Origin of the sequence: Streptococcus oralis (assembly GCF_001983955.1) — a bacterium.
Taxonomy (GTDB): domain Bacteria; phylum Bacillota; class Bacilli; order Lactobacillales; family Streptococcaceae; genus Streptococcus; species Streptococcus jiangnanensis.
The window spans coordinates 1,491,232-1,510,999 of sequence record NZ_CP019562.1 but is presented as its reverse complement, the minus strand read 5'-3'; the positions used below and the strand labels follow the sequence as shown (position 1 = coordinate 1,510,999).

Annotated in this window: 19 protein-coding genes; 16 read left to right on the top strand and 3 right to left on the bottom strand. The window is 42.8% G+C overall.

Features of this window, described 5'->3' with window-relative positions; translation table 11 throughout:
* Positions 1-40 precede the first annotated feature (40 nt).
* The 3 genes from BWR56_RS07255 to BWR56_RS07245 are packed head-to-tail and all read right to left on the bottom strand — an operon-like array spanning position 41 to position 1,856.
* A complete protein-coding gene (locus tag BWR56_RS07255; RefSeq protein WP_049505635.1) occupies positions 41-775 on the bottom strand; it encodes a hypothetical protein in 735 nt (244 codons plus the stop codon).
* A 15-nt stretch (positions 776-790) separates the two neighbouring features.
* A complete protein-coding gene (locus BWR56_RS07250) occupies positions 791-1,486 on the bottom strand; it encodes an ABC transporter ATP-binding protein (protein ID WP_049505636.1) in 696 nt (231 codons plus the stop codon).
* A 4-nt stretch (positions 1,487-1,490) separates the two neighbouring features.
* Positions 1,491-1,856, bottom strand: a complete 366-nt coding sequence (locus BWR56_RS07245; protein WP_049505637.1) for a GntR family transcriptional regulator — start codon at positions 1,854-1,856, stop codon at positions 1,491-1,493.
* A 140-nt stretch (positions 1,857-1,996) separates the two neighbouring features.
* Here BWR56_RS07245 and nrdR point away from each other — a divergent pair, with 140 nt between their 5' ends.
* From nrdR to BWR56_RS07155, 16 genes are all read left to right on the top strand, one after another.
* Positions 1,997-2,470, top strand: a complete 474-nt coding sequence (nrdR, locus tag BWR56_RS07240; protein WP_001203678.1) for a transcriptional regulator NrdR — start codon at positions 1,997-1,999, stop codon at positions 2,468-2,470.
* Positions 2,471-3,634, top strand: a complete 1,164-nt coding sequence (locus BWR56_RS07235; RefSeq protein ID WP_076984740.1) for a DnaD domain protein — start codon at positions 2,471-2,473, stop codon at positions 3,632-3,634.
* Positions 3,635-4,531, top strand: coding sequence for a primosomal protein DnaI (dnaI, locus tag BWR56_RS07230; RefSeq protein WP_042768558.1), 897 nt, complete (start codon positions 3,635-3,637; stop codon positions 4,529-4,531).
* On the top strand, positions 4,528-5,241 hold the full coding sequence (locus tag BWR56_RS07225; protein WP_042768559.1) for an NADPH-dependent oxidoreductase: 714 nt from the start codon (positions 4,528-4,530) through the stop codon (positions 5,239-5,241). Before dnaI ends, BWR56_RS07225 begins: the two co-directional genes overlap by 4 nt.
* A 13-nt stretch (positions 5,242-5,254) precedes the next feature.
* On the top strand, positions 5,255-6,565 hold the full coding sequence (der, locus tag BWR56_RS07220; protein ID WP_076984739.1) for a ribosome biogenesis GTPase Der: 1,311 nt from the start codon (positions 5,255-5,257) through the stop codon (positions 6,563-6,565).
* A 227-nt stretch (positions 6,566-6,792) separates the two neighbouring features.
* Positions 6,793-7,659, top strand: coding sequence for a TPM domain-containing protein (locus BWR56_RS07215; protein WP_071851268.1), 867 nt, complete (start codon positions 6,793-6,795; stop codon positions 7,657-7,659).
* Positions 7,660-7,819: 160 nt separating this feature from the next.
* On the top strand, positions 7,820-8,416 hold the full coding sequence (locus BWR56_RS07210; RefSeq protein WP_071851266.1) for a LemA family protein: 597 nt from the start codon (positions 7,820-7,822) through the stop codon (positions 8,414-8,416).
* A gap of 132 nt (positions 8,417-8,548) precedes the next feature.
* Positions 8,549-8,839 carry a hypothetical protein gene (locus tag BWR56_RS07205; protein ID WP_071851264.1) on the top strand — a complete coding sequence of 97 codons (291 nt, stop codon included), beginning with the start codon at positions 8,549-8,551 and terminating at the stop codon, positions 8,837-8,839.
* Between the two features lie 142 nt (positions 8,840-8,981).
* A complete protein-coding gene (locus BWR56_RS07200; protein ID WP_071851261.1) occupies positions 8,982-9,737 on the top strand; it encodes a DNA alkylation repair protein in 756 nt (251 codons plus the stop codon).
* A 130-nt stretch (positions 9,738-9,867) separates the two neighbouring features.
* The gene (gene secA, locus BWR56_RS07195) at positions 9,868-12,381 is read left to right on the top strand and encodes a preprotein translocase subunit SecA (protein WP_071851259.1); all 2,514 of its coding nucleotides are present in this window, start codon (positions 9,868-9,870) and stop codon (positions 12,379-12,381) included.
* A gap of 79 nt (positions 12,382-12,460) precedes the next feature.
* Entirely contained in the window at positions 12,461-13,492 is a 1,032-nt protein-coding gene (locus tag BWR56_RS07190) for a 3-deoxy-7-phosphoheptulonate synthase (protein ID WP_000231307.1), read from the top strand.
* A gap of 1 nt (position 13,493) precedes the next feature.
* A complete protein-coding gene (locus BWR56_RS07185) occupies positions 13,494-14,525 on the top strand; it encodes a 3-deoxy-7-phosphoheptulonate synthase (RefSeq protein WP_071851258.1) in 1,032 nt (343 codons plus the stop codon).
* A 44-nt stretch (positions 14,526-14,569) separates the two neighbouring features.
* On the top strand, positions 14,570-14,932 hold the full coding sequence (gene acpS, locus BWR56_RS07180; RefSeq protein WP_049520474.1) for a holo-ACP synthase: 363 nt from the start codon (positions 14,570-14,572) through the stop codon (positions 14,930-14,932).
* Entirely contained in the window at positions 14,922-16,025 is a 1,104-nt protein-coding gene (alr, locus tag BWR56_RS07175) for an alanine racemase (RefSeq protein WP_076984738.1), read from the top strand. The genes acpS and alr overlap by 11 nt, the downstream gene beginning before the upstream one ends.
* Before the next feature lie 18 nt (positions 16,026-16,043).
* Entirely contained in the window at positions 16,044-18,059 is a 2,016-nt protein-coding gene (gene recG / locus BWR56_RS07170; RefSeq protein ID WP_076984737.1) for an ATP-dependent DNA helicase RecG, read from the top strand.
* Positions 18,060-18,530: 471 nt separating this feature from the next.
* The gene (locus tag BWR56_RS07155) at positions 18,531-19,511 is read left to right on the top strand and encodes an acetylxylan esterase (RefSeq protein ID WP_076984736.1); all 981 of its coding nucleotides are present in this window, start codon (positions 18,531-18,533) and stop codon (positions 19,509-19,511) included.
* Positions 19,512-19,768: the final 257 nt, after the last annotated feature.

Below are 19,768 nucleotides of genomic sequence, written 5' to 3'. Positions count from 1 at the left end.
AAGAAAAGATCTAGCGATTCAGAGTCGCTAGACCTTTAACTTATTGCAAGTTAACCTTGTTTTTCAAGATGTAGTAGGTTCCGAGGTAATAGATCGTCGCTAGAACGAGATCACGAAGGATTTCTACTCCAATCATCGTATGAAAGTCGTTTTCGATTCGTAAGAAGAAGGTGATATAACCAATAACGATGGCAATGACGATATAGGCTAGAATCCCCATAGCTGTTCGATACTCATTAAAGAGTTGACCGATTGAGATTGCGAGGTAGATGGACAAGATCCATGTAATCGAACCGACAAGTAGTGAAACCACATAAAGTCCACCGTAACTGAGGTAAGGGGAAATGAAGTTATAGAAGGCAGTGAAGTCTTTTTCTATTGGTGTTAAGAAGATGATGATCAATATACTCAAGATAAAGACGATATAGCTTAAGATGGACCAGACAAGGCCGCCTAAAAGTTTTGCGGTGATGATTTGGTGCTCAGAGACAGGCAAAGTCAAGGTCAAGTAACCTTGGCGATCATAGACACTGCCCTTAAATCTTCGGATGATTAAAAAGATTGTTGCAATCCAAAGAGTGACGCTGAGTCCTCCAAATACCAAAATTAAAAATCCTAATAGGTAGGAGGGATCATTACCATAACTAGTGTAGTGCTGACTGATACCAGAAAAGGATATTCCAATCAAAACTGAAATTGCAAGTACAGCACCGTAGAGTGCAAGATACCATTTATTGATATTTTTAAATTCATAACGAACTAAATTCCAAAACATAATAATCTCCTTTGCTTAGGCTTTAAATTCCTGGCGGAAGAGCTGGTCAATTGATTCGCCTGACTCGTAACGAATATCATCGACATTTCCTTGGCGGACGACTTTTCCGTCTTTGAGGAAGATGATCTCATCCAATATTGGCTCAATATCTGAAATCAAGTGGGTTGAAATCAGCACCGTAGAGGTTGGTGAGTAGTTGTTAATGATGGTATTGAGGATATAGTCACGGGCAGCTGGATCCACGCCTCCGATCGGTTCGTCGAGAACGTAGAGGTGGGCTTCGCGGCTCATAACCAGGATGAGTTGAACTTTTTCCTTGTTCCCTTTTGATAGTTTCTTGAGGCGACTGTTCTCATCAATGCCAAGATCAGCTAACAGGTGTTGGGCTCTTTCGAGATTAAAATCCTGATAGAAGGTTTTAAAATAGGTTAGAGCATCCTTGACCTTCATCTCTTCATTGAGATAAGTCGTGTCAGGCAGATAGGAGACGATCGCCTTGGTAGCAGGACTTGGATCCTGTCCGTTAATGAGGACACGTCCTTTATTTGGCTGAAGGAGGCCATTGATCAGTTTGATCAAGGTTGTTTTTCCGGATCCGTTTGGTCCAAGGAGCCCGACAATCTTTCCGGCTGAGATCTCTAGTGAGATATTGTTAAGTGCCGCAGTTGCTCCATATGATTTTGTTACATTTTCAAGTGCTAGTAGTGTCATAGTCTTAAACTCCTTTAATATAGTCGCTTAATACATTTGGCAGTTCTTCTTTTTGGTAGCCAAATTGAAGCATGCAAGAGACAAAGTGTTGCAGTTGCTCCTCAGAAAGTTGTTTGCGGGACTGAACGATGAGGTCCAAATCCTCTGTGACAAAACGACCAGTTGTCCGCTTGCTGTATACAAATCCTTCACGTTCAAGGTCAGACAAGGCGCGCTGGATGGTATTGGGATTGACCCCAGCCTCGCTCGCCAAATCTCTCACGGTAGGGAGCTGTTGGTTGGGTTCCAGTTCATGGGAAACAATCTGTAATTTGATTTTTTCCATAATCTGTAAATAAATCGGTTTTGTATTATCAAATGACCAGGACATCATAGTCTCCTTTCTTTGTCTTTGTTGTTCTAATCAAATAATACAATAAAACAAAAAACTTGTCAAGTAAAAATAAGAATTGTTTTGGGAATTGCTCAAAAAATGGTATAATGAAAAGAAAACGACAAGGAGGGAAATGCATGCGTTGTCCAAAATGTGGAGCTACCAAGTCTAGTGTTGTTGATAGTCGACAAGCCGAAGAAGGAAATACCATCCGCAGAAGACGTGAGTGCGACGAGTGTCAGCATCGTTTTACAACCTATGAACGAGTAGAAGAAAGAACGCTGGTTGTCGTCAAAAAAGACGGTACGCGAGAGCAGTTTTCGAGAGATAAAATCTTTAATGGGATTATCCGCTCAGCCCAGAAGCGTCCTGTGTCAAGTGATGAAATCAACATGGTGGTCAATCGCATCGAACAAAAACTCCGTAGTCGCAGTGAGAATGAGATCCAAAGTGAATATATTGGGTCTTTAGTCATGGAAGAATTGGCAGAGCTTGATGAGATTACCTATGTTCGTTTTGCCAGTGTTTACCGTAGCTTTAAGGATGTGAGTGAGTTGGAGAGTCTGCTCCAGCAGATCACCCAGTCCTCTAAAAAGAAAAAGGAAAAATAGATGAAACCAAATGACCGTTTTTCTTTTCTAAAGAATAATCGGGTGTCGCAAGATACCTCTTCTCTGGTGCAGTGCTACCTCCCGATTATCGGTCAGGAGGCGCTGAGCCTCTATCTATATGCCATTACCTTTTGGGATGGTGGGCAAAAGGAGCACCTCTTTTCCCATATCCTCAATCACTTAAACTTTGGCATGCCTACCTTGCTCCAATCCTTTAAAGTCTTATCTGCTTTGGATTTGTTGACCCTTTATCAGAAGGGGGAGAACTATGAATTACAGCTTCATTCTCCCCTCTCCAGTCAGGAATTCCTAAGTCATTCTGTCTATAGTAGACTCTTGGAGAGGAAGATTGGGGATACAGCTGTTTCTGCTATGAAGCAGGCTCCAAGTGAGGGAGAAGCACTCTCTGTTTCTTTGAGTCAAGTCTTTCCAACCCTGACTGAAGAAGTGACACCAAGCGAGTCTAAAAGCAAGTTAAAAAATGATTTTGACTTGGAACATTTCCAGCGCCTGATGGCTCGAGATGGCTTGCGTTTTGAAGACGAGCAAACGGATGTTTTGGAATTGTTTGCTATCGCAGAAGACAAAAAATGGACCTGGTTTGAAACCTATCAATTAGCTAAGGCGACAGCGGTGGCTCAGGTTATTTCTGTCAAACGCATGCGTGAAAAGATTGTGCAAAAGCAGGTCTCTTCTGACTTTAACCCCAAAGAAATGACCATTATCAGGGAAGCCAAAAATAAAACTCCCTTGCATTTTTTAGCGGAAATCAAGCAGACTCGTAAGGGGAATATCACCCAGAGTGAGCGAGAACTCCTTCACCAGATGGCGTCTTTAGGCTTGTTGGACGAAGTCATCAATATCGTCTTACTTCTAACCTTTAACAAGGTTGATTCGGCAAATGTCAATGAAAAATATGCCATGAAGGTTGCCAATGACTATGCTTATCAAAAAATTCGGACAGCAGAAGAGGCTGTGCTTCGGATTCGAGAACGTCAGCAAAAAGGCCAGGAAGACCAGAAATCGAAAACTAGCTCGACTAAGACAAATGTTCCTAAGTGGAGCAATCCAGAATATAAAAATCAAACCAGTGAGGAGACTCGTCTGGAACTAGAACGTAAAAAACAAGAAATGTTAGCCCGATTAGAAGAAGGAGGAGACTAGATGGAAAGTGTTGGTGATGTAATCAAACGTCAGACAAGTCGTTTTCAGTATCAGGACTTGGTCCAGCAGATCATGAATGACCCCGATGTAGCGGCTTTTATCCAGAAAGAATCCCTCAGCCAAGAGGAGTTAAATCGTAGCATTTCCAAGTTCAACCAATATATCACAGAGCGGGATAAGTTTCTTCGTGGGGATGTGGACTATATAGCGCGTGGCTACAAGCCTATCTTGGTCATGAATCACGGCTATGCAGATGTATCTTATGAAGAAACACCAGAACTAATCGCGGCTGAAAAAGAGGCGGCAATCAAAAATCGTCTCAAGTTGATCAATCTTCCAGCAAGTCTTAAGAAAGCGAAATTGGCTCAGATTGACCTGGATGATCTAGGACGTTTGCCGATTTTTGAGAGACTCTATGCCTTTGTTGACCTTTACCCAAGTATCCGAAAAGGCCTCTATCTATACGGAGATTTTGGTGTCGGTAAGAGTTTCATGATGGCGGCCCTAGCCCATGACCTATCTGAAAAACGTGGTGCTTCAACAACCATTCTCCACTATCCAAGTTTTGTCATTGATGTGAAAAATGCTATCGGTGAAGGATCTGTGAAGACCTTGGTGGATGAAATCAAGTTAGCAGAAGTCTTGGTCTTGGATGATATTGGTGCAGAACAATCCACCCCTTGGGTGCGTGATGAGATTCTCCAAGTTATTCTCCAGTATCGTATGCAGGAAGATTTGCCGACCTTCTTTACTTCCAACTTTAATTTCCAAGATTTGGAAAAACATTTTGCCAAAGGAAAGAATGGAAATGACGAGACTTGGGAAGCTAGACGGGTCATGGAACGAATCCGTTATTTAGCTGAGGAAACCAGACTAGAAGGAGAAAATCGCCGATGACTGAAACCATTAAACTGATGAAAGCCCATACTTCAGTTCGTCGCTTTAAGGAGCAAGAAATTCCTCAAGCGGACTTGGACGAGATTTTGACTGCTGCCCAAATGGCGTCATCTTGGAAAAATTTCCAATCTTACTCTGTGATTCTTGTACGCAGCCAAGAGAAGAAAGATGCCTTATATGAATTGGTTCCCCAGGAAGCCATTCGCCAGTCAGGTGCTTTCCTACTTTTTGTTGGTGACTTGAACAGAGCTGAAAAGGGAGCAAGCCTTCATACGGACACTTTCCAACCTCAAGGGGTGGAAGGTCTCCTTATCACGTCTGTAGACGCTGCGCTTGCTGGTCAAAATACCTTGCTTGCAGCGGAGAGTCTGGGATATGGTGGTGTGATTATCGGTTTAGTCCGTTACAAGTCAGAAGAAGTGGCAGCGCTTTTTAACCTGCCTGACTATACCTACCCTGTTTTTGGGATTGCCCTTGGCGTGCCAAATCAACAACATGAGGTCAAACCAAGACTGCCTTTGAACCAAGTGGTATTTGAAGAAGAATACCAAGAACAGCCAGTTGAAGCGATTTTGGACTATGACCAAGTACAGGCAGACTATGCTGGTGCGCGTGCGACAACCTCTTGGAGTCAGCGTTTGGCAGAGCAGTTTGGTCAAGCCGAACCTAGTTCAACTCGGAAGAATCTAGAACAGAAAAAGTTATTGTAGAAAGTGAGAAAACATGGCCTTACCAACTGTTGCCATTGTAGGGCGTCCCAATGTTGGGAAATCGACCCTCTTTAACCGAATCGCTGGTGAGCGAATCTCAATCGTAGAAGATGTCGAGGGTGTGACACGTGACCGTATCTATGCAACGGGTGAGTGGCTCAACCGTTCTTTCAGTATGATTGATACTGGAGGGATTGACGACGTCGATGCTCCCTTCATGGAGCAAATCAAACACCAGGCAGAAATTGCCATGGAAGAAGCAGATGTCATCGTCTTTGTAGTGTCTGGTAAAGAAGGGATTACAGATGCGGACGAGTACGTAGCTCGCAAACTCTATAAAACTCATAAGCCTGTTATCCTTGCCGTTAACAAGGTTGACAATCCTGAGATGCGAAATGATATCTTTGATTTCTATGCACTAGGCTTAGGTGAACCGTTGCCAATTTCGTCTGTCCACGGTATCGGGACAGGAGATGTGCTGGATGCTATTGTAGAAAATCTGCCACACGAAGTTGAAGAAGAAAATCCAGACGTGATAAAATTTAGCTTGATTGGTCGTCCTAACGTTGGAAAATCAAGTTTGATCAACGCCATTTTGGGAGAAGACCGCGTGATTGCTAGTCCAGTAGCTGGAACAACGCGTGACGCCATTGATACCCACTTTACAGATACGGATGGACAAGAGTTTATCATGATTGATACAGCTGGTATGCGTAAGTCTGGTAAAGTTTATGAAAATACGGAGAAATATTCTGTCATGCGTGCCATGCGTGCCATTGACCGTTCTGACGTGGTCTTGATGGTCCTCAATGCCGAAGAAGGTATCCGTGAATACGACAAGCGTATCGCAGGTTTTGCCCACGAAGCCGGTAAAGGGATGATTATCGTGGTCAACAAGTGGGATACTCTTGAAAAAGACAACCATACCATGAAGAACTGGGAAGAAGACATCCGTGAGCAGTTCCAATACCTGCCTTACGCACCGATTGTCTTTGTATCAGCTCTTACCAAGCAACGTCTCCATAAACTGCCTGAGATGATCAAGCAAATCAGCGAAAGTCAAAACACTCGGATTCCATCAGCAGTCTTGAATGATGTGATTATGGATGCCATTGCCATAAATCCAACACCGACAGACAAAGGGAAACGCCTCAAGATTTTCTACGCAACCCAAGTGGCAACCAAGCCACCAACCTTTGTCATCTTTGTCAATGAAGAAGAACTCATGCACTTCTCTTACCTGCGTTTCTTGGAAAATCAAATCCGCAAGGCCTTTGTCTTTGAGGGAACCCCGATTCATTTGATTGCAAGAAAACGCAAGTAAGCCTTGCTTATTTTTCAATAAGAATAACTGAAAAGAAGACTAGTCTGTCTTCTTTTTTCTATAAAGTAGGTGAAAAAAATCCTGTCAAATCGAAGGAAAAATCTGTCATCAAAATTCAATCATTTTCTTAGCTTTTGTAATCTATTTGTAATGAAAATGCACTTTCTTTGTAAAAATCAAAATGCTATAATTCCTTAAATCAATTTTCCTTTATCAGGGAGGTTATTATGAAAAAAAGCAGATTATTTAAACATAGTTTGTTGGTTCGCTTGCTTGGATTGCTGATGGTCTTTCTCTTCTTGTCAGCATTCACAGCACCTGAAAAACCAGAGTACGGAATCTATGATCCCAATCACTATCTGACTGATGATACAATCAGACTGATCCAAGGCTTGAATAAGGTAAATAGTCAAAAAGCAGAAAAATTCCAAGTGGGCGTTTACGTTGTGAAAAGCCTGGATGGAGAAACAATCGAAACTGTAGCTAACGAAACAGCTAGAGCTTGGAAGATTGGCTACTCGGGAGACAACAACGGCGCCTTGATTGTGGTCGCTGTTGAGGATAGAAAATCACGGATTGAAACCAGTAATAATGTGGCCAGTAAGATCACAGACTATCAGACTCACAGGTTCTTGACAACAGCACGCCCCTACTTTCAAAATGGTGACTACAACAAGGGAGTTCTCTCTATCGTAAACAATCTCAACTACATGTTTTATAGTGGATCGAGTACACCTTCTTCAAGTTCTAAAAGTAGTTACGACTATGCTACTAATTCTAGTCGTCTAAAAGAAATTGAAAAGTATACCAGTGAGAGTCAATCTTCGAAACGTCATCGAAAAAGCAGTTCGAGCGACGGAGTTATCGTATTTGGAGTTCTCATTTACTTCATCGTGATGATTATCGGATTTCTATTTGGTGGTCGTGGTTCACGTGGAGATGATTCTGGCGGTGGCTGGTGGGGCAGTGACTCATCAGACTCAGGTTCCTCTTGGTCTGATTCAGGTTCTTCTTGGTCTGACTCAGGCTCCGACTCATCTGGAGGCTGGGACGGCGGTGGCTTTGATGGTGGCGGTTCGTCTGATGACTGGTGAGTGATCATATATTGCACAAACCGATTTTTCCATACAGTAAGGTGACTCCTTTGCAAGAGTTCACTCCTTAATTAAAAATAAAAACAAAGTTTGGGAAATTGATTTAAAATCTGAGTATTTTCTCAGAAAAGTTGATAAAAGAAAGTGTTAAGGTTTTGATATGAAACAAAATAAAGTAATTCTCTCAATAGTGGCGATCTTTTTTGGACTACTAGTTCTGGGAAGTTGTTCCGCAGTGACGACCTATAATGGTCTGGTTGGTGAACAGACTAAAGTGGAGCAGGCTCAGGCCGATGTTTCGACAGCCCTCCAACGTCGTTCGGACTTGATTGGTAACTTGGTGGAGTCCGTTAAAGGACAAATGAATCATGAAACCGAAGTCTTTACCAAGATTGCTGATGCTAGAGCTAAAATCGGTAGTAGCTCAGTGACATCGGAAGAAAACCAAAAGGCTCAGGGAGAATTGAGCTCTGCTCTTTCCCGCTTGATTTCCTTGACGGAGAATTATCCAGAACTCAAGAGCAATCAAAATGTTGAGCAACTAATGGTCGAACTTTCAGGCAGTGAAAATCGTATTTTTGTAGCACGCAAGGACTATAATAAGATCGCAGCCGAGTACAATCAAAAGTTGAGAAGTTTTCCAACCGTGCTTTTTGCGAATATGATGAACTTTAAAGAAGCTGAAACTTTTAAAGAAACAGAAGAAGCTAAGACAGTTCCTAAGGTCGATTTTGGAACCTCTTCATCAAGTCAATAAAGTGAATCAGCCTATGAATAAAGGGATTTCTCTAGCATGACTAGTGATTTCAAACCCGAACCTGGAAAGCTTTTTCCAGGTTTTTTTGGTATAATAAAAGGGAAGAGACAGTGACTGAAATGGAGGTTTGCTATGGAGAAAACAAAAGCCTTTCTTGAAGCGCACTACAAGAGATATATCTTTACGATTTGCCTTTTCTGGTTCCTCATGTTTTTCCTTCCATGGGATTGGCAAATAGGAGGAGTTTCAGTATATTATTTCGTTATGAAAAAACTCTTTGTAGTTTTTGGAGTTTTATCCATCCTATACTCCGTGCTGATTAAAAAAATCAGTCTTCTCATCTTTGGAATTATCTTTTGCTTGGCCTTCTGGATCAATCTCTTTTGGTATTTTGGGATATTGCCTGTATTCTTGGGAAATTAAACATTAAAAAATAAAGGACTAGACTAGCTTCTAGTCCTTTTTTTTTCTTATTAAAATAGTTGGAGATATAAAAATAATTTTGTTGACAGCTGTCTGTATGATATAATAAGTCCCGTAAAAAGAAGATTAAGGGATTTGAAAAATGGCTAAAAAAGTAAAAGATTATTATGACTTGGCTTATGCTAGTGATTTGAGTCGACGGTTGAAAGAAGCGTCCCCTGCATTTGATGAGCGAAAGTTTAGGTTGTTGGTAGAAAAAGACTTGGAAGAGTTGGAGTTTAGCCAGCGTCAAGAACTCTTGGCTAAAAGTATCAAAGATTGTCTTCCCCTATCTTATGAGGACTCTCTCAAGGTTTTTGAGAAAATTTTGGGTCCTGAGTTAGAGGGTGGTTTAGGTATGTTTTCAGAAGGATATTGGCTTTGGCCAATCGGAAAATATGTAGAGCTATATGGGGACAAGGAATTTGAATTGAGCGCGGCCTTTAGTAAGGAACTCACCAAGCGATTTACTGGAGAATTTTCTATGAGACCTTTGCTGGCTCGCTATCCTAAGGCTACAATGACTTTGCTGTTAGAATGGAGTCGGGATGAAAATTTGCGCGTTCGTAGACTTGCCAGCGAATGTATGCGTATCCGTCTGCCTTGGGCTAAGAAACAAACCGTGGTATTGGATTATTTTGAGGATTTCACCACTATTCTGACCAATCTAAAGGATGATAGAGACAAGTCCATTCAAAAAAGTGTAGCCAATAATCTAAATGATTTGTACAAGGAAGCCCCCGATAAGTTTGAAAGGATTCTTCAAACTTGGCAAAAGGAGGAACTAAGTCCAAGTTGTGCTTGGATCATCAAGCATGCATCTCGAACAAAAAACAAAAAGGTAGCCACAGAAGATTGATGCAAAAAAAGCTGAGTTTCAGCTGGCCTTTTCCGTTGTAAATTAAGGATTCTTTCTTGAAAAATAATGGTAAATATGCTAAAATGAAAAGAACATTCTAAAATATTCAGAATTAAAAGTAAGGAAAATCATGGCTAATATTTTAAAAACGATTATTGAAAATGATAAAGGAGAACTTCGTCGTCTAGAAAAGATGGCTGATAAGGTTCTAAATTATGAGAGCCAAATGGCTGCGATGTCAGATGAAGAGCTAAAAGCAAAAACTGACGAATTTAAAGAACGTTACAACAAGGGTGAATCACTTGATTCACTGCTATATGAGGCTTTTGCGGTAGTTCGTGAAGCTGCAAAGCGTGTCCTTGGACTTTTCCCTTATAAGGTTCAGGTCATGGGAGGGATTGTTCTTCACCATGGTGACGTTCCAGAGATGCGTACCGGTGAAGGGAAGACCTTGACAGCGACCATGCCAGTGTACCTCAATGCCCTTGCAGGTAAAGGGGTTCACGTAGTTACAGTCAATGAATACCTAACAGAACGTGACGCGACTGAAATGGGTGAATTGTACTCATGGCTCGGTTTGTCAGTAGGGATTAACTTGGCAGCTAAATCTCCAATGGAGAAAAAAGAAGCTTACCTTTGCGACATTACCTACTCAACAAACTCAGAGATTGGTTTTGACTACCTTCGTGACAACATGGTCGTTCGTGCAGAAAACATGGTACAACGTCCGCTCAACTATGCCTTGGTCGATGAGGTTGACTCGATCTTGATTGACGAAGCCCGTACACCATTGATCGTTTCAGGTGCCAACGCAGTTGAGACAAGCCAACTCTACCATATGGCGGACCACTTTGTGAAATCTTTGGACAAGGACGACTATATCATTGACGTTCAGTCTAAGACGATCGGTTTGTCAGATTCTGGTATTGACAAGGCAGAAAGCTACTTTAAACTTGAAAATCTATACGACATCGAAAATGTAGCTCTTACTCACTTTGTTGACAATGCCCTTCGTGCCAACTATATCATGATCCTTGATATCGACTATGTGGTTAGCGAAGAGCAGGAAATCCTAATCGTCGATCAATTTACAGGTCGTACTATGGAAGGTCGCCGTTACTCTGATGGTTTACACCAAGCGATTGAAGCTAAAGAAGGTGTGCCAATCCAAGACGAGACCAAGACTTCAGCTTCTATTACCTACCAAAACCTCTTCCGTATGTATAAGAAATTGGCAGGTATGACGGGTACTGGTAAAACAGAAGAAGAAGAATTCCGTGAAATTTACAACATTCGTGTTATCCCAATCCCAACTAACCGTCCAATTCAACGTATCGACCACTCAGACCTTCTCTATGCAAGCCTTGATGCGAAATTTAAGGCTGTTGTTGAAGATGTAAAAGCTCGTTACCAAAAAGGTCAGCCGGTCTTGGTAGGTACAGTTGCCGTTGAAACGAGTGATTTCCTCTCCAAGAAATTGGTTGCTGCAGGTGTTCCTCACGAAGTCTTGAATGCGAAGAACCACTACAGAGAAGCGCAAATCATCATGAACGCTGGTCAACGTGGTGCAGTTACCATCGCAACCAACATGGCCGGTCGTGGTACCGACATCAAGCTTGGTGAAGGGGTTCGTGAACTTGGTGGTCTTTGCGTCATTGGTACAGAGCGCCACGAAAGTCGCCGTATTGATAACCAGCTTCGTGGACGTTCAGGGCGTCAAGGAGACCCAGGTGAGTCACAATTCTACTTGTCTCTTGAAGATGATTTGATGAAACGTTTCGGTTCAGAACGTTTGAAAGGTGTCTTTGAACGTCTCAACATGTCTGACGAAGCCATCGAATCTCGCATGTTAACGCGTCAAGTTGAAGCAGCTCAAAAACGTGTCGAAGGAAATAACTATGACACTCGTAAACAAGTCCTTCAATACGACGACGTTATGCGAGAACAACGTGAGATCATCTATGCACAACGTTATGATGTCATTACTGCAGATCGTGACTTGGCACCAGAAATCCATGCTATGATTCGTCGTACCATTGGACGTATCGTAGATGCACATGCTCGTTCGAAAGAAGATGAAAAACTGGAAGCAATCTTGAACTTTGCTAAGTATAACTTGCTTCCAGAAGATTCAATTAGCCGTTCAGATCTTGCAGGTCTGTCAGACCAAGCTATCAAAGATGAACTTTTCCAACGTGCCTTGAAAGTCTATGACAGCCAAGTTGCTAAGCTTCGTGACGAAGATGCAGTAAAAGAATTCCAGAAGGTCTTGATCCTACGTGTTGTAGACAACAAGTGGACAGACCATATCGATGCTCTTGACCAGTTGCGAAATGCTGTTGGTCTTCGTGGATATGCTCAAAACAACCCAGTTGTAGAATATCAAGCAGAAGGTTTCCGCATGTTTAACGACATGATTGGATCGATTGAATTCGATGTGACCCGCTTGATGATGAAAGCACAAATCCACGAACAGGAACGTCCTCAAACTGAACACAATATCAGTACAACTGCGACTCGTAATATCGCAGCGCAGCAGACTCAGCTTCCAAAAGATGTGGACTTGAGCCAAGTCGGACGAAATGATCAATGCCCATGTGGATCTGGTAAGAAATTCAAGAACTGTCATGGTAAGAGACAATAATATGAGATAAGATACAGGCGGATACCTGGTAAAAATCATTTTTTGCTTGGTGTCCGTTTGCTTTATAAGGAGATGAATCATGGTATTTAAAGCTAAAAGTCCTAAAATTAACATTGAAGAAGTTCGCGCCTTGTCTAAATTAGAGGGAGCGGCTCTTGCGAGAAAAAATCAACGTGATCAGGAATTGGAAGCCATCATTCGTGGGGAAGACCAGCGTATTCTCTTGGTGATAGGACCATGTTCATCTGATAACGAAGAGGCGGTTCTCGAGTATGCCAAGCGTCTATCTGCTTTGCAAGAAGAGGTCAAAGACCGTATTTTTATGGTCATGCGTGTCTATACAGCTAAACCTCGTACCAATGGGGATGGCTATAAGGGCTTGATTCATCAGCCAAATGCGACAGAAGCTCCTAGTTTGATCAATGGGATCAAGGCTGTTCGCCAACTGCACTATCGTGTGATTACCGAGACGGGAATGACAACAGCGGATGAGATGCTTTATCCTGAAAATCTTCCGCTGGTGGATGATTTGATTTCTTATATGGCTGTTGGAGCCCGCTCTGTAGAGGATCAACAGCACCGTTTTGTAGCGAGTGGAGCAGATTTCTCAACAGGATTTAAAAATCCCACATCTGGAAATCTCAATGTCATGTTTAACGGGATTTATGCAGCGCAAAATAAACAGAGTTTCCTCTTCCTTGGTAAAGAGGTGGAAACAACAGGGAATCCATTGTCCCACGCCATTCTTCGCGGTGCCTTGAATGAATATGGGAAAAATATTCCTAACTACTACTATGACAATTTGATGGATACCATTGATCAGTATGAAAAGATGGGCTTGGAAAATCCCTTTATCATCATCGATACCAATCATGACAATTCAGGCAAGCAGTACATGGATCAAATCCGTATCGTTCGCCAGACCTTGATTAACCGTGACTGGAATGAGAAAATCAAAAAATATGTTCGTGGTTTTATGATTGAGTCCTATCTAGAAGATGGACGTCAAAATGAGCCAGAAGTTTTTGGTAAGTCTATCACGGACCCTTGTCTAGGATGGGACAACACAGAAGCACTTGTTCGCGAAATTTACCAAACGCTAGGAGAGTAAGATGGCATTTATCGAAAAAGGTCAAGAAATTGATATTGAAGCAATCAAGGCTGCGACCCAGCTGTCACCTGAATCCTTGCGAAAGAAAGAAGCCCGCGATAGAGAGTTGGCAGCCATCATCTCGGGTGAGGACGACCGAATCCTTTTGGTGATGGGGCCGTGCTCTTCAGACAATGAAGAAGCAGTGCTTGAATATGCTCGTCGCTTAGCAGACTTGCAGAAAAAAGTTGCGGATAAAATCTTTATCGTGATGCGTGTCTATACAGCAAAACCTCGTACTAATGGAGATGGCTATAAAGGCATGATTCATCAACCAAATACCAGCGAAGCGCCTAGTCTCATCAATGGTTTGCAGGCTGTTCGTCAGCTGCACTACCGTGTGATTACGGAGACTGGTTTGACGACAGCTGATGAGATGCTTTATCCGTCAAATCTCGTTTTGGTTGATGACCTGGTCAGCTACCATGCTGTAGGGGCTCGTTCAGTGGAAGACCAGGAACACCGCTTTGTAGCCTCTGGTATTGATGCTCCAGTTGGGATGAAAAATCCAACATCTGGGAACCTTGGGGTCATGTTTAATGCCATCTATGCGGCTCAAAACAAGCAAACCTTCCTTTACCATGGCCAAGAAGTGGAAACTTCAGGAAATCCTTTGGCCCACGTTATCCTTCGTGGTGCCCTGAACGAATATGGTGAAAATGAACCCAATTTCTACTATGAAACCCTCTTAAATGCCATCAATCGCTATGAGATTATGGGACTTGAAAATCCCTTCATTATCATCGATACCAATCATGACAATTCTGGCAAGCAGTATATGGAACAAATTCGCATTGTTCGTCAAGCCTTGTTGAATCGTGATTGGAATGAAAAGATTAAAAAGACGGTTCGAGGCTTTATGATCGAATCTTACCTAGCAGATGGTCGTCAAAACCAACCAGAGGTCTTTGGCTGCTCCATAACTGACCCTTGTCTAGGTTGGGAAAATACAGTAGCCTTGGTAGAAGAAATTTATACTACCTTAACAAAATAAGTGAAAAGGATGGAGTTGGGGGAATCTCAGCTCCTTTTATGAGTATGATAGTTGGACACGGAATTGACATCGAAGAATTGGCTTCGATAGAACGAGCAGTTACACGGCACAATGGCTTTGCCAAGCGGGTGCTGACTACTAAGGAAATGGAGCGCTTTACCAGTCTCAAAGGGCGCAGACAAATCGAATACTTGGCAGGTCGTTGGTCGGCTAAGGAGGCTTTTTCCAAGGCTATGGGGACAGGAATTGGCAAACTGACCTTTCAGGATTTGGAAGTTTTGAACAATGAACGAGGCGCGCCTTATTTTAGTCAGGCACCATTTTCAGGAAAGATTTGGCTATCGATCAGCCATACAGATCAGTTTGTGACAGCCAGTGTCATTTTGGAGGAAAATCATGAAAGCTAGTCCACATAGACCGACCAAGGCTCGGATTCATCTGGGAGCTATTCGACAAAATATTCAGCAAATGGGGGCTCATATCCCTGAAGGAACGCTCAAGTGGGCAGTGGTCAAGGCCAATGCCTATGGTCATGGAGCAGTTGCCGTTGCCAAGGCTATTCAAAATGATGTTGATGGATTTTGTGTTTCCAATATTGATGAAGCTATTGAACTTCGTCAGGCTGGACTTAGCAAGAAAATTCTCATCTTAGGAGTTTCTGAGCTAGAAGCCGTTGACCTAGCTAAAGAATACGACATCATATTGACAGTGGCTGGACTGGAGTGGATTCAAGCACTCTTAGTTAAGGAAGCTGATTTAGCTGGTTTGACAGTCCACCTCAAGATTGATTCAGGAATGGGACGGATTGGTTTTAGAGAAGCAAGTGAGGCTGAGCAGGCTCAAGACTTACTCCAACAACACGGTGCTAGTGTTGAAGGGATTTTTACCCACTTTGCTACTGCAGACGAGGAATCAGATGACTACTTTAATGAGCAGTTAGAACGGTTTAAAACTATTTTGGCCAGTATGAAGGAAGCTCCAGAGCTGGTTCATGCTAGTAATTCTGCAACGACTCTTTGGCATGCAGAGACCATTTTTAACGCCGTCCGTATGGGAAATGCCATGTATGGCCTGAATCCCAGTGGAGAAGTTTTAAATCTCCCTTATGATTTAAAATCAGCCTTGACCTTGGAGTCTGCTTTAGTCCATGTCAAGACAGTTCCAGCTGGAGCTTGCATGGGCTACGGAGCGACCTATCAGGCAGACAGCGAGCAAGTCATTGCGACGGTGCCAATCGGTTATGCGGATGGTTGGACACGTGACATGCAGAATTTCTTTGTCTTGGTAGATGGACAAGCTTGCCCAATCGTCGGACGAGTTTCTATGGACCAGATTACTATTCGATTGCCTAAGCCTTACCCACTTGGAACCAAGGTAACCTTGATTGGCTCCAACGGGGACAAGGAGATCACAGCTACTCAGGTTGCGACCTATCGTGGGACTATTAATTATGAGGTGGTTTGTCTTCTCAGCGATCGCATTCCGAGAGAATATTATTAGAAAAGAAAGGAGTGGAGCATGAATCTACATCAACCCTTGCATGTCTTACCTGGTGTGGGACCAAAGTCAGCAGAGAAATACGCCAAACTAGGAATTGAAAACTTGCAAGACCTCTTGCTCTACTTTCCTTTCCGTTATGAAGACTTCAAAACCAAGCAAGTATTGGAACTAGAGGACGGGGAGAAGGCAGTCCTATCTGGTCAAGTCGTGACTCCTGCCAGTGTCCAGTATTATGGATTCAAGCGCAATCGTCTGCGCTTTAGCCTCAAGCAGGGAGAAGTCGTTTTTGCGGTGAATTTCTTTAACCAGCCCTATCTAGCAGATAAGATAGAGTTGGGAGCAACCCTTGCTGTCTTTGGAAAATGGGACCGTGCCAAGGCCAGTTTGACTGGGATGAAGGTTCTAGCTCAAGTGGAAGATGACCTCCAACCGGTTTATCGTCTGGCTCAAGGAATCAGTCAGGCCAGTCTGGTCAAGGTCATTAAGACAGCCTTTGATCAGGGGTTGGACCTCTTGATAGAGGAAAATCTTCCCCAGTCTTTGCTTGACAAATATAAACTCATGTCCCGTTGTCAGGCAGTTCGTGCCATGCATTTTCCAAAGGATTTGGCAGAATACAAGCAGGCCCTTCGTCGGATCAAATTTGAGGAACTCTTTTATTTTCAGATGCAGTTGCAGTCACTCAAGTCTGAAAATAGAGTTCAGGGAAGCGGTCTGGTTCTGAATTGGTCCCAGGAAAAAGTGACAGCCGTTAAAGAAAGTCTTCCTTTTGCCCTGACCCAAGCTCAGGAAAAAAGTTTGCAGGAAATCTTGACCGACATGAAGTCGGACCATCACATGAATCGTCTCCTGCAAGGAGATGTGGGGAGCGGAAAAACGGTGGTTGCTGGTTTGGCCATGTTTGCGGCGGTGACGTCTGGCTATCAGGCAGCTCTCATGGTGCCAACAGAAATCCTAGCAGAGCAACACTTTGAGAGTTTACAGAACCTTTTTCCAGACTTGAAACTCGCTCTCTTGACAGGTTCCTTAAAAGCTGTAGAAAAAAGAGAAGTTTTAGAGACCATTGCCAAGGGTGAGGCCGACTTTATTATCGGAACCCATGCTCTGATTCAGGATGGGGTAGATTATGCTCGTCTTGGTTTGATTATCATTGATGAGCAGCACCGTTTTGGTGTGGGCCAAAGGCGTATTTTACGGGAAAAAGGGGACAATCCTGACGTCCTCATGATGACAGCAACGCCTATTCCACGGACGCTTGCTATCACAGCCTTTGGAGATATGGATGTTTCTATTATTGACCAGATGCCAGCAGGGCGGAAGCCTATTGTTACTCGCTGGATTAAGCATGAGCAGTTGCCTCAGGTCTTGACTTGGTTAGAGGGGGAAATTCAAAAAGGTTCTCAAGCCTATGTTATCTCTCCCTTGATTGAGGAATCTGAAGCTCTGGATCTGAAAAATGCCATTGCCTTATCTGAGGAGTTGACAGCTCATTTTGCTGGTAAGGCTGAAGTGGCTCTTTTACATGGTAAAATGAAAAGTGATGAAAAAGACCAAATCATGCAGGATTTCAAAGAGCGAAAAACGGATATTCTGGTTTCGACAACGGTTATTGAGGTTGGGGTTAATGTTCCCAATGCGACCGTCATGATTATCATGGATGCCGACCGGTTCGGTCTCAGTCAGCTTCACCAGCTCAGAGGCCGTGTTGGTCGGGGGGACCAGCAGTCCTATGCTGTTCTCGTTGCTAATCCCAAGACGGATTCTGGGAAAGATCGCATGCGCATCATGACAGAAACGACCAATGGATTTGTCCTTGCGGAGGAAGATTTGAAAATGCGTGGTTCTGGTGAGATTTTTGGAACCAGACAGTCAGGACTTCCAGAGTTTCAAGTGGCTGATATTATCGAAGATTTTCCAATTTTAGAAGAAGCCAGAAAAGTGGCTAGCTACATTAGTTCGATAGAAGGCTGGCAAGAGGATCCAGAGTGGCGCATGATTGCTTTCCATCTAGAAAAGAAAGAACATCTAGATTAATACTCTTCGAAAATCAAATTCAAACCACGTCAGCTTCACCTTGCCGTAGATATATGTAACTGACTTCGTCAGTCTTATCTACAACCTCAAAGCAGTGCTTTGAGCAACCTGCGACTAGCTTCCTAGTTTGCTTTTTGATTTTCATTGAGTATAAGCTTTCTCTAAGGAAAACTTAAGCTAGTTTTTAGGTTTGGGTCTTATACTAGAGTCATCAAAAAGAAACGAGGACTCTCACATGACGATTAAAGTAACCTACCAAAAGAAATTTCAAACCGTCAAACTAGAGAAAGGAGCTAGCACCTATTGATACACGAAGAGCGGAAACGCTCTTTTTATTTTTAAAACTACTTTCAGACGATAGGTTTAAGGAAAGAGAATCTAAAATCACTTTCTGTTTATCTTTCTTTCTTGCATTGCTTTCCTAGATATGCTAGAGTTATGATAGCGATTACAAAACTAAAGGAGCATGCTATGAAACATCCAGCTTTGTTAGAAGAAATCAAGACTTATAAAGGAAGGGATGAGATTCCAGAAGACTTTGATGCTTTCTGGGATGAAGAGGTCAAAAAAGTTTCATCTCTTCCAGCCTACCAGTTGGAGGAAAGAGATTTTCATATTCCTCAAGTCAAGTGTTATGAGCTGACCTTTGAAGGAACTAATGAAGGAAAGGTCTATGCACGAATCGTCCTTCCAAAGACTGAGGAGAAGGTTCCGCTAATCTTCCACTTTCATGGTTATATGGGACGTGGCTGGGACTGGGTCGACATGCTGGCCTATACTGTAGCTGGTTACGGTGTTGTCTCCATGGATGTACGGGGCCAGTCTGGCTATTCTCAAGACGGCATGCGTTCTCCTCTTGGAAATACGGTGAAAGGGCATATCATCCGTGGTGCTGTTGAAGGTAGGGAGCATCTCTTTTATAAGGATGTCTATCTGGATATTTACCAGTTGATTGAAATTGTTGCCAGTCTCCCTCAGGTAGATGAGGAAAGACTTTCTAGCTATGGTGCCTCACAAGGGGGTGCTTTAGCCCTGGTTGCAGCAGCGCTCAATCCTCGGATTCAGAAAACAGTTGCCATCTATCCTTTCTTGTCAGACTTTAGACGAGTGCTTGAGATTGGCAATACCAGTGAAGCCTATGATGAACTTTTCCGATATTTCAAGTTCCACGATCCTTTCCATGAAACAGAGGAGGAAATCATGGCGACCCTTGCCTATATCGATGTGAAAAATCTTGCCCATCGCATTCAAGGTGAGGTCAAGATGATTACGGGCTTGGATGACGATGTCTGCTATCCTATTACCCAGTTTGCGATTTACAACCGTCTAACTTGCGACAAGGCCTATCGTATCATGCCCGAGTATGCTCACGAAGCCATGAATGTTTTTGTCAATGACCAAGTCTACAACTGGCTCTGTGGCAGTGAGATTCCTTTTAAGTATGTAAAATAATGAATGAGAGAGCCCAGGAGCTCTCTTTTTTATGTCCAAAACCTGAAAGTACTTTTAGAAAATTTAAAATATTAAAATGTTCTTAAAAGTAAAATCTATTCTGCAGGAACACAGATATAAATATAAGACTTTATTGTATAATAAAGGAAAAGTCACTTATGAAAGGAGGAAAAAGGCTGCTGGGCGCTTAAAGAATGGCTCAGCAGAAAATGGGAGAGGATTGGGAGCTCTCATTAAGTTGGATACTTTCTTGTAAA

Excerpts from the sequence above, each read along its gene's own strand:
- nrdR (WP_001203678.1), top strand. The coding sequence starts at position 1,997 with ATGCGTTGTCCAAAATGTGGAGCTACCAAGTCTAGTGTTGTTGATAGT.
- BWR56_RS07215 (WP_071851268.1), top strand. The coding sequence starts at position 6,793 with ATGAAAAAAAGCAGATTATTTAAACATAGTTTGTTGGTTCGCTTGCTT.
- BWR56_RS07235 (WP_076984740.1), top strand. The coding sequence starts at position 2,471 with ATGAAACCAAATGACCGTTTTTCTTTTCTAAAGAATAATCGGGTGTCG.
- BWR56_RS07255 (WP_049505635.1), bottom strand. The coding sequence starts at position 775 with ATGTTTTGGAATTTAGTTCGTTATGAATTTAAAAATATCAATAAATGG.
- BWR56_RS07205 (WP_071851264.1), top strand. The coding sequence starts at position 8,549 with ATGGAGAAAACAAAAGCCTTTCTTGAAGCGCACTACAAGAGATATATC.
- BWR56_RS07155 (WP_076984736.1), top strand. The coding sequence starts at position 18,531 with ATGAAACATCCAGCTTTGTTAGAAGAAATCAAGACTTATAAAGGAAGG.
- BWR56_RS07200 (WP_071851261.1), top strand. The coding sequence starts at position 8,982 with ATGGCTAAAAAAGTAAAAGATTATTATGACTTGGCTTATGCTAGTGAT.
- BWR56_RS07185 (WP_071851258.1), top strand. The coding sequence starts at position 13,494 with ATGGCATTTATCGAAAAAGGTCAAGAAATTGATATTGAAGCAATCAAG.
- secA (WP_071851259.1), top strand. The coding sequence starts at position 9,868 with ATGGCTAATATTTTAAAAACGATTATTGAAAATGATAAAGGAGAACTT.
- dnaI (WP_042768558.1), top strand. The coding sequence starts at position 3,635 with ATGGAAAGTGTTGGTGATGTAATCAAACGTCAGACAAGTCGTTTTCAG.
- BWR56_RS07245 (WP_049505637.1), bottom strand. The coding sequence starts at position 1,856 with ATGTCCTGGTCATTTGATAATACAAAACCGATTTATTTACAGATTATG.
- BWR56_RS07210 (WP_071851266.1), top strand. The coding sequence starts at position 7,820 with ATGAAACAAAATAAAGTAATTCTCTCAATAGTGGCGATCTTTTTTGGA.
- BWR56_RS07190 (WP_000231307.1), top strand. The coding sequence starts at position 12,461 with ATGGTATTTAAAGCTAAAAGTCCTAAAATTAACATTGAAGAAGTTCGC.
- BWR56_RS07250 (WP_049505636.1), bottom strand. The coding sequence starts at position 1,486 with ATGACACTACTAGCACTTGAAAATGTAACAAAATCATATGGAGCAACT.
- acpS (WP_049520474.1), top strand. The coding sequence starts at position 14,570 with ATGATAGTTGGACACGGAATTGACATCGAAGAATTGGCTTCGATAGAA.
- alr (WP_076984738.1), top strand. The coding sequence starts at position 14,922 with ATGAAAGCTAGTCCACATAGACCGACCAAGGCTCGGATTCATCTGGGA.
- recG (WP_076984737.1), top strand. The coding sequence starts at position 16,044 with ATGAATCTACATCAACCCTTGCATGTCTTACCTGGTGTGGGACCAAAG.
- der (WP_076984739.1), top strand. The coding sequence starts at position 5,255 with ATGGCCTTACCAACTGTTGCCATTGTAGGGCGTCCCAATGTTGGGAAA.
- BWR56_RS07225 (WP_042768559.1), top strand. The coding sequence starts at position 4,528 with ATGACTGAAACCATTAAACTGATGAAAGCCCATACTTCAGTTCGTCGC.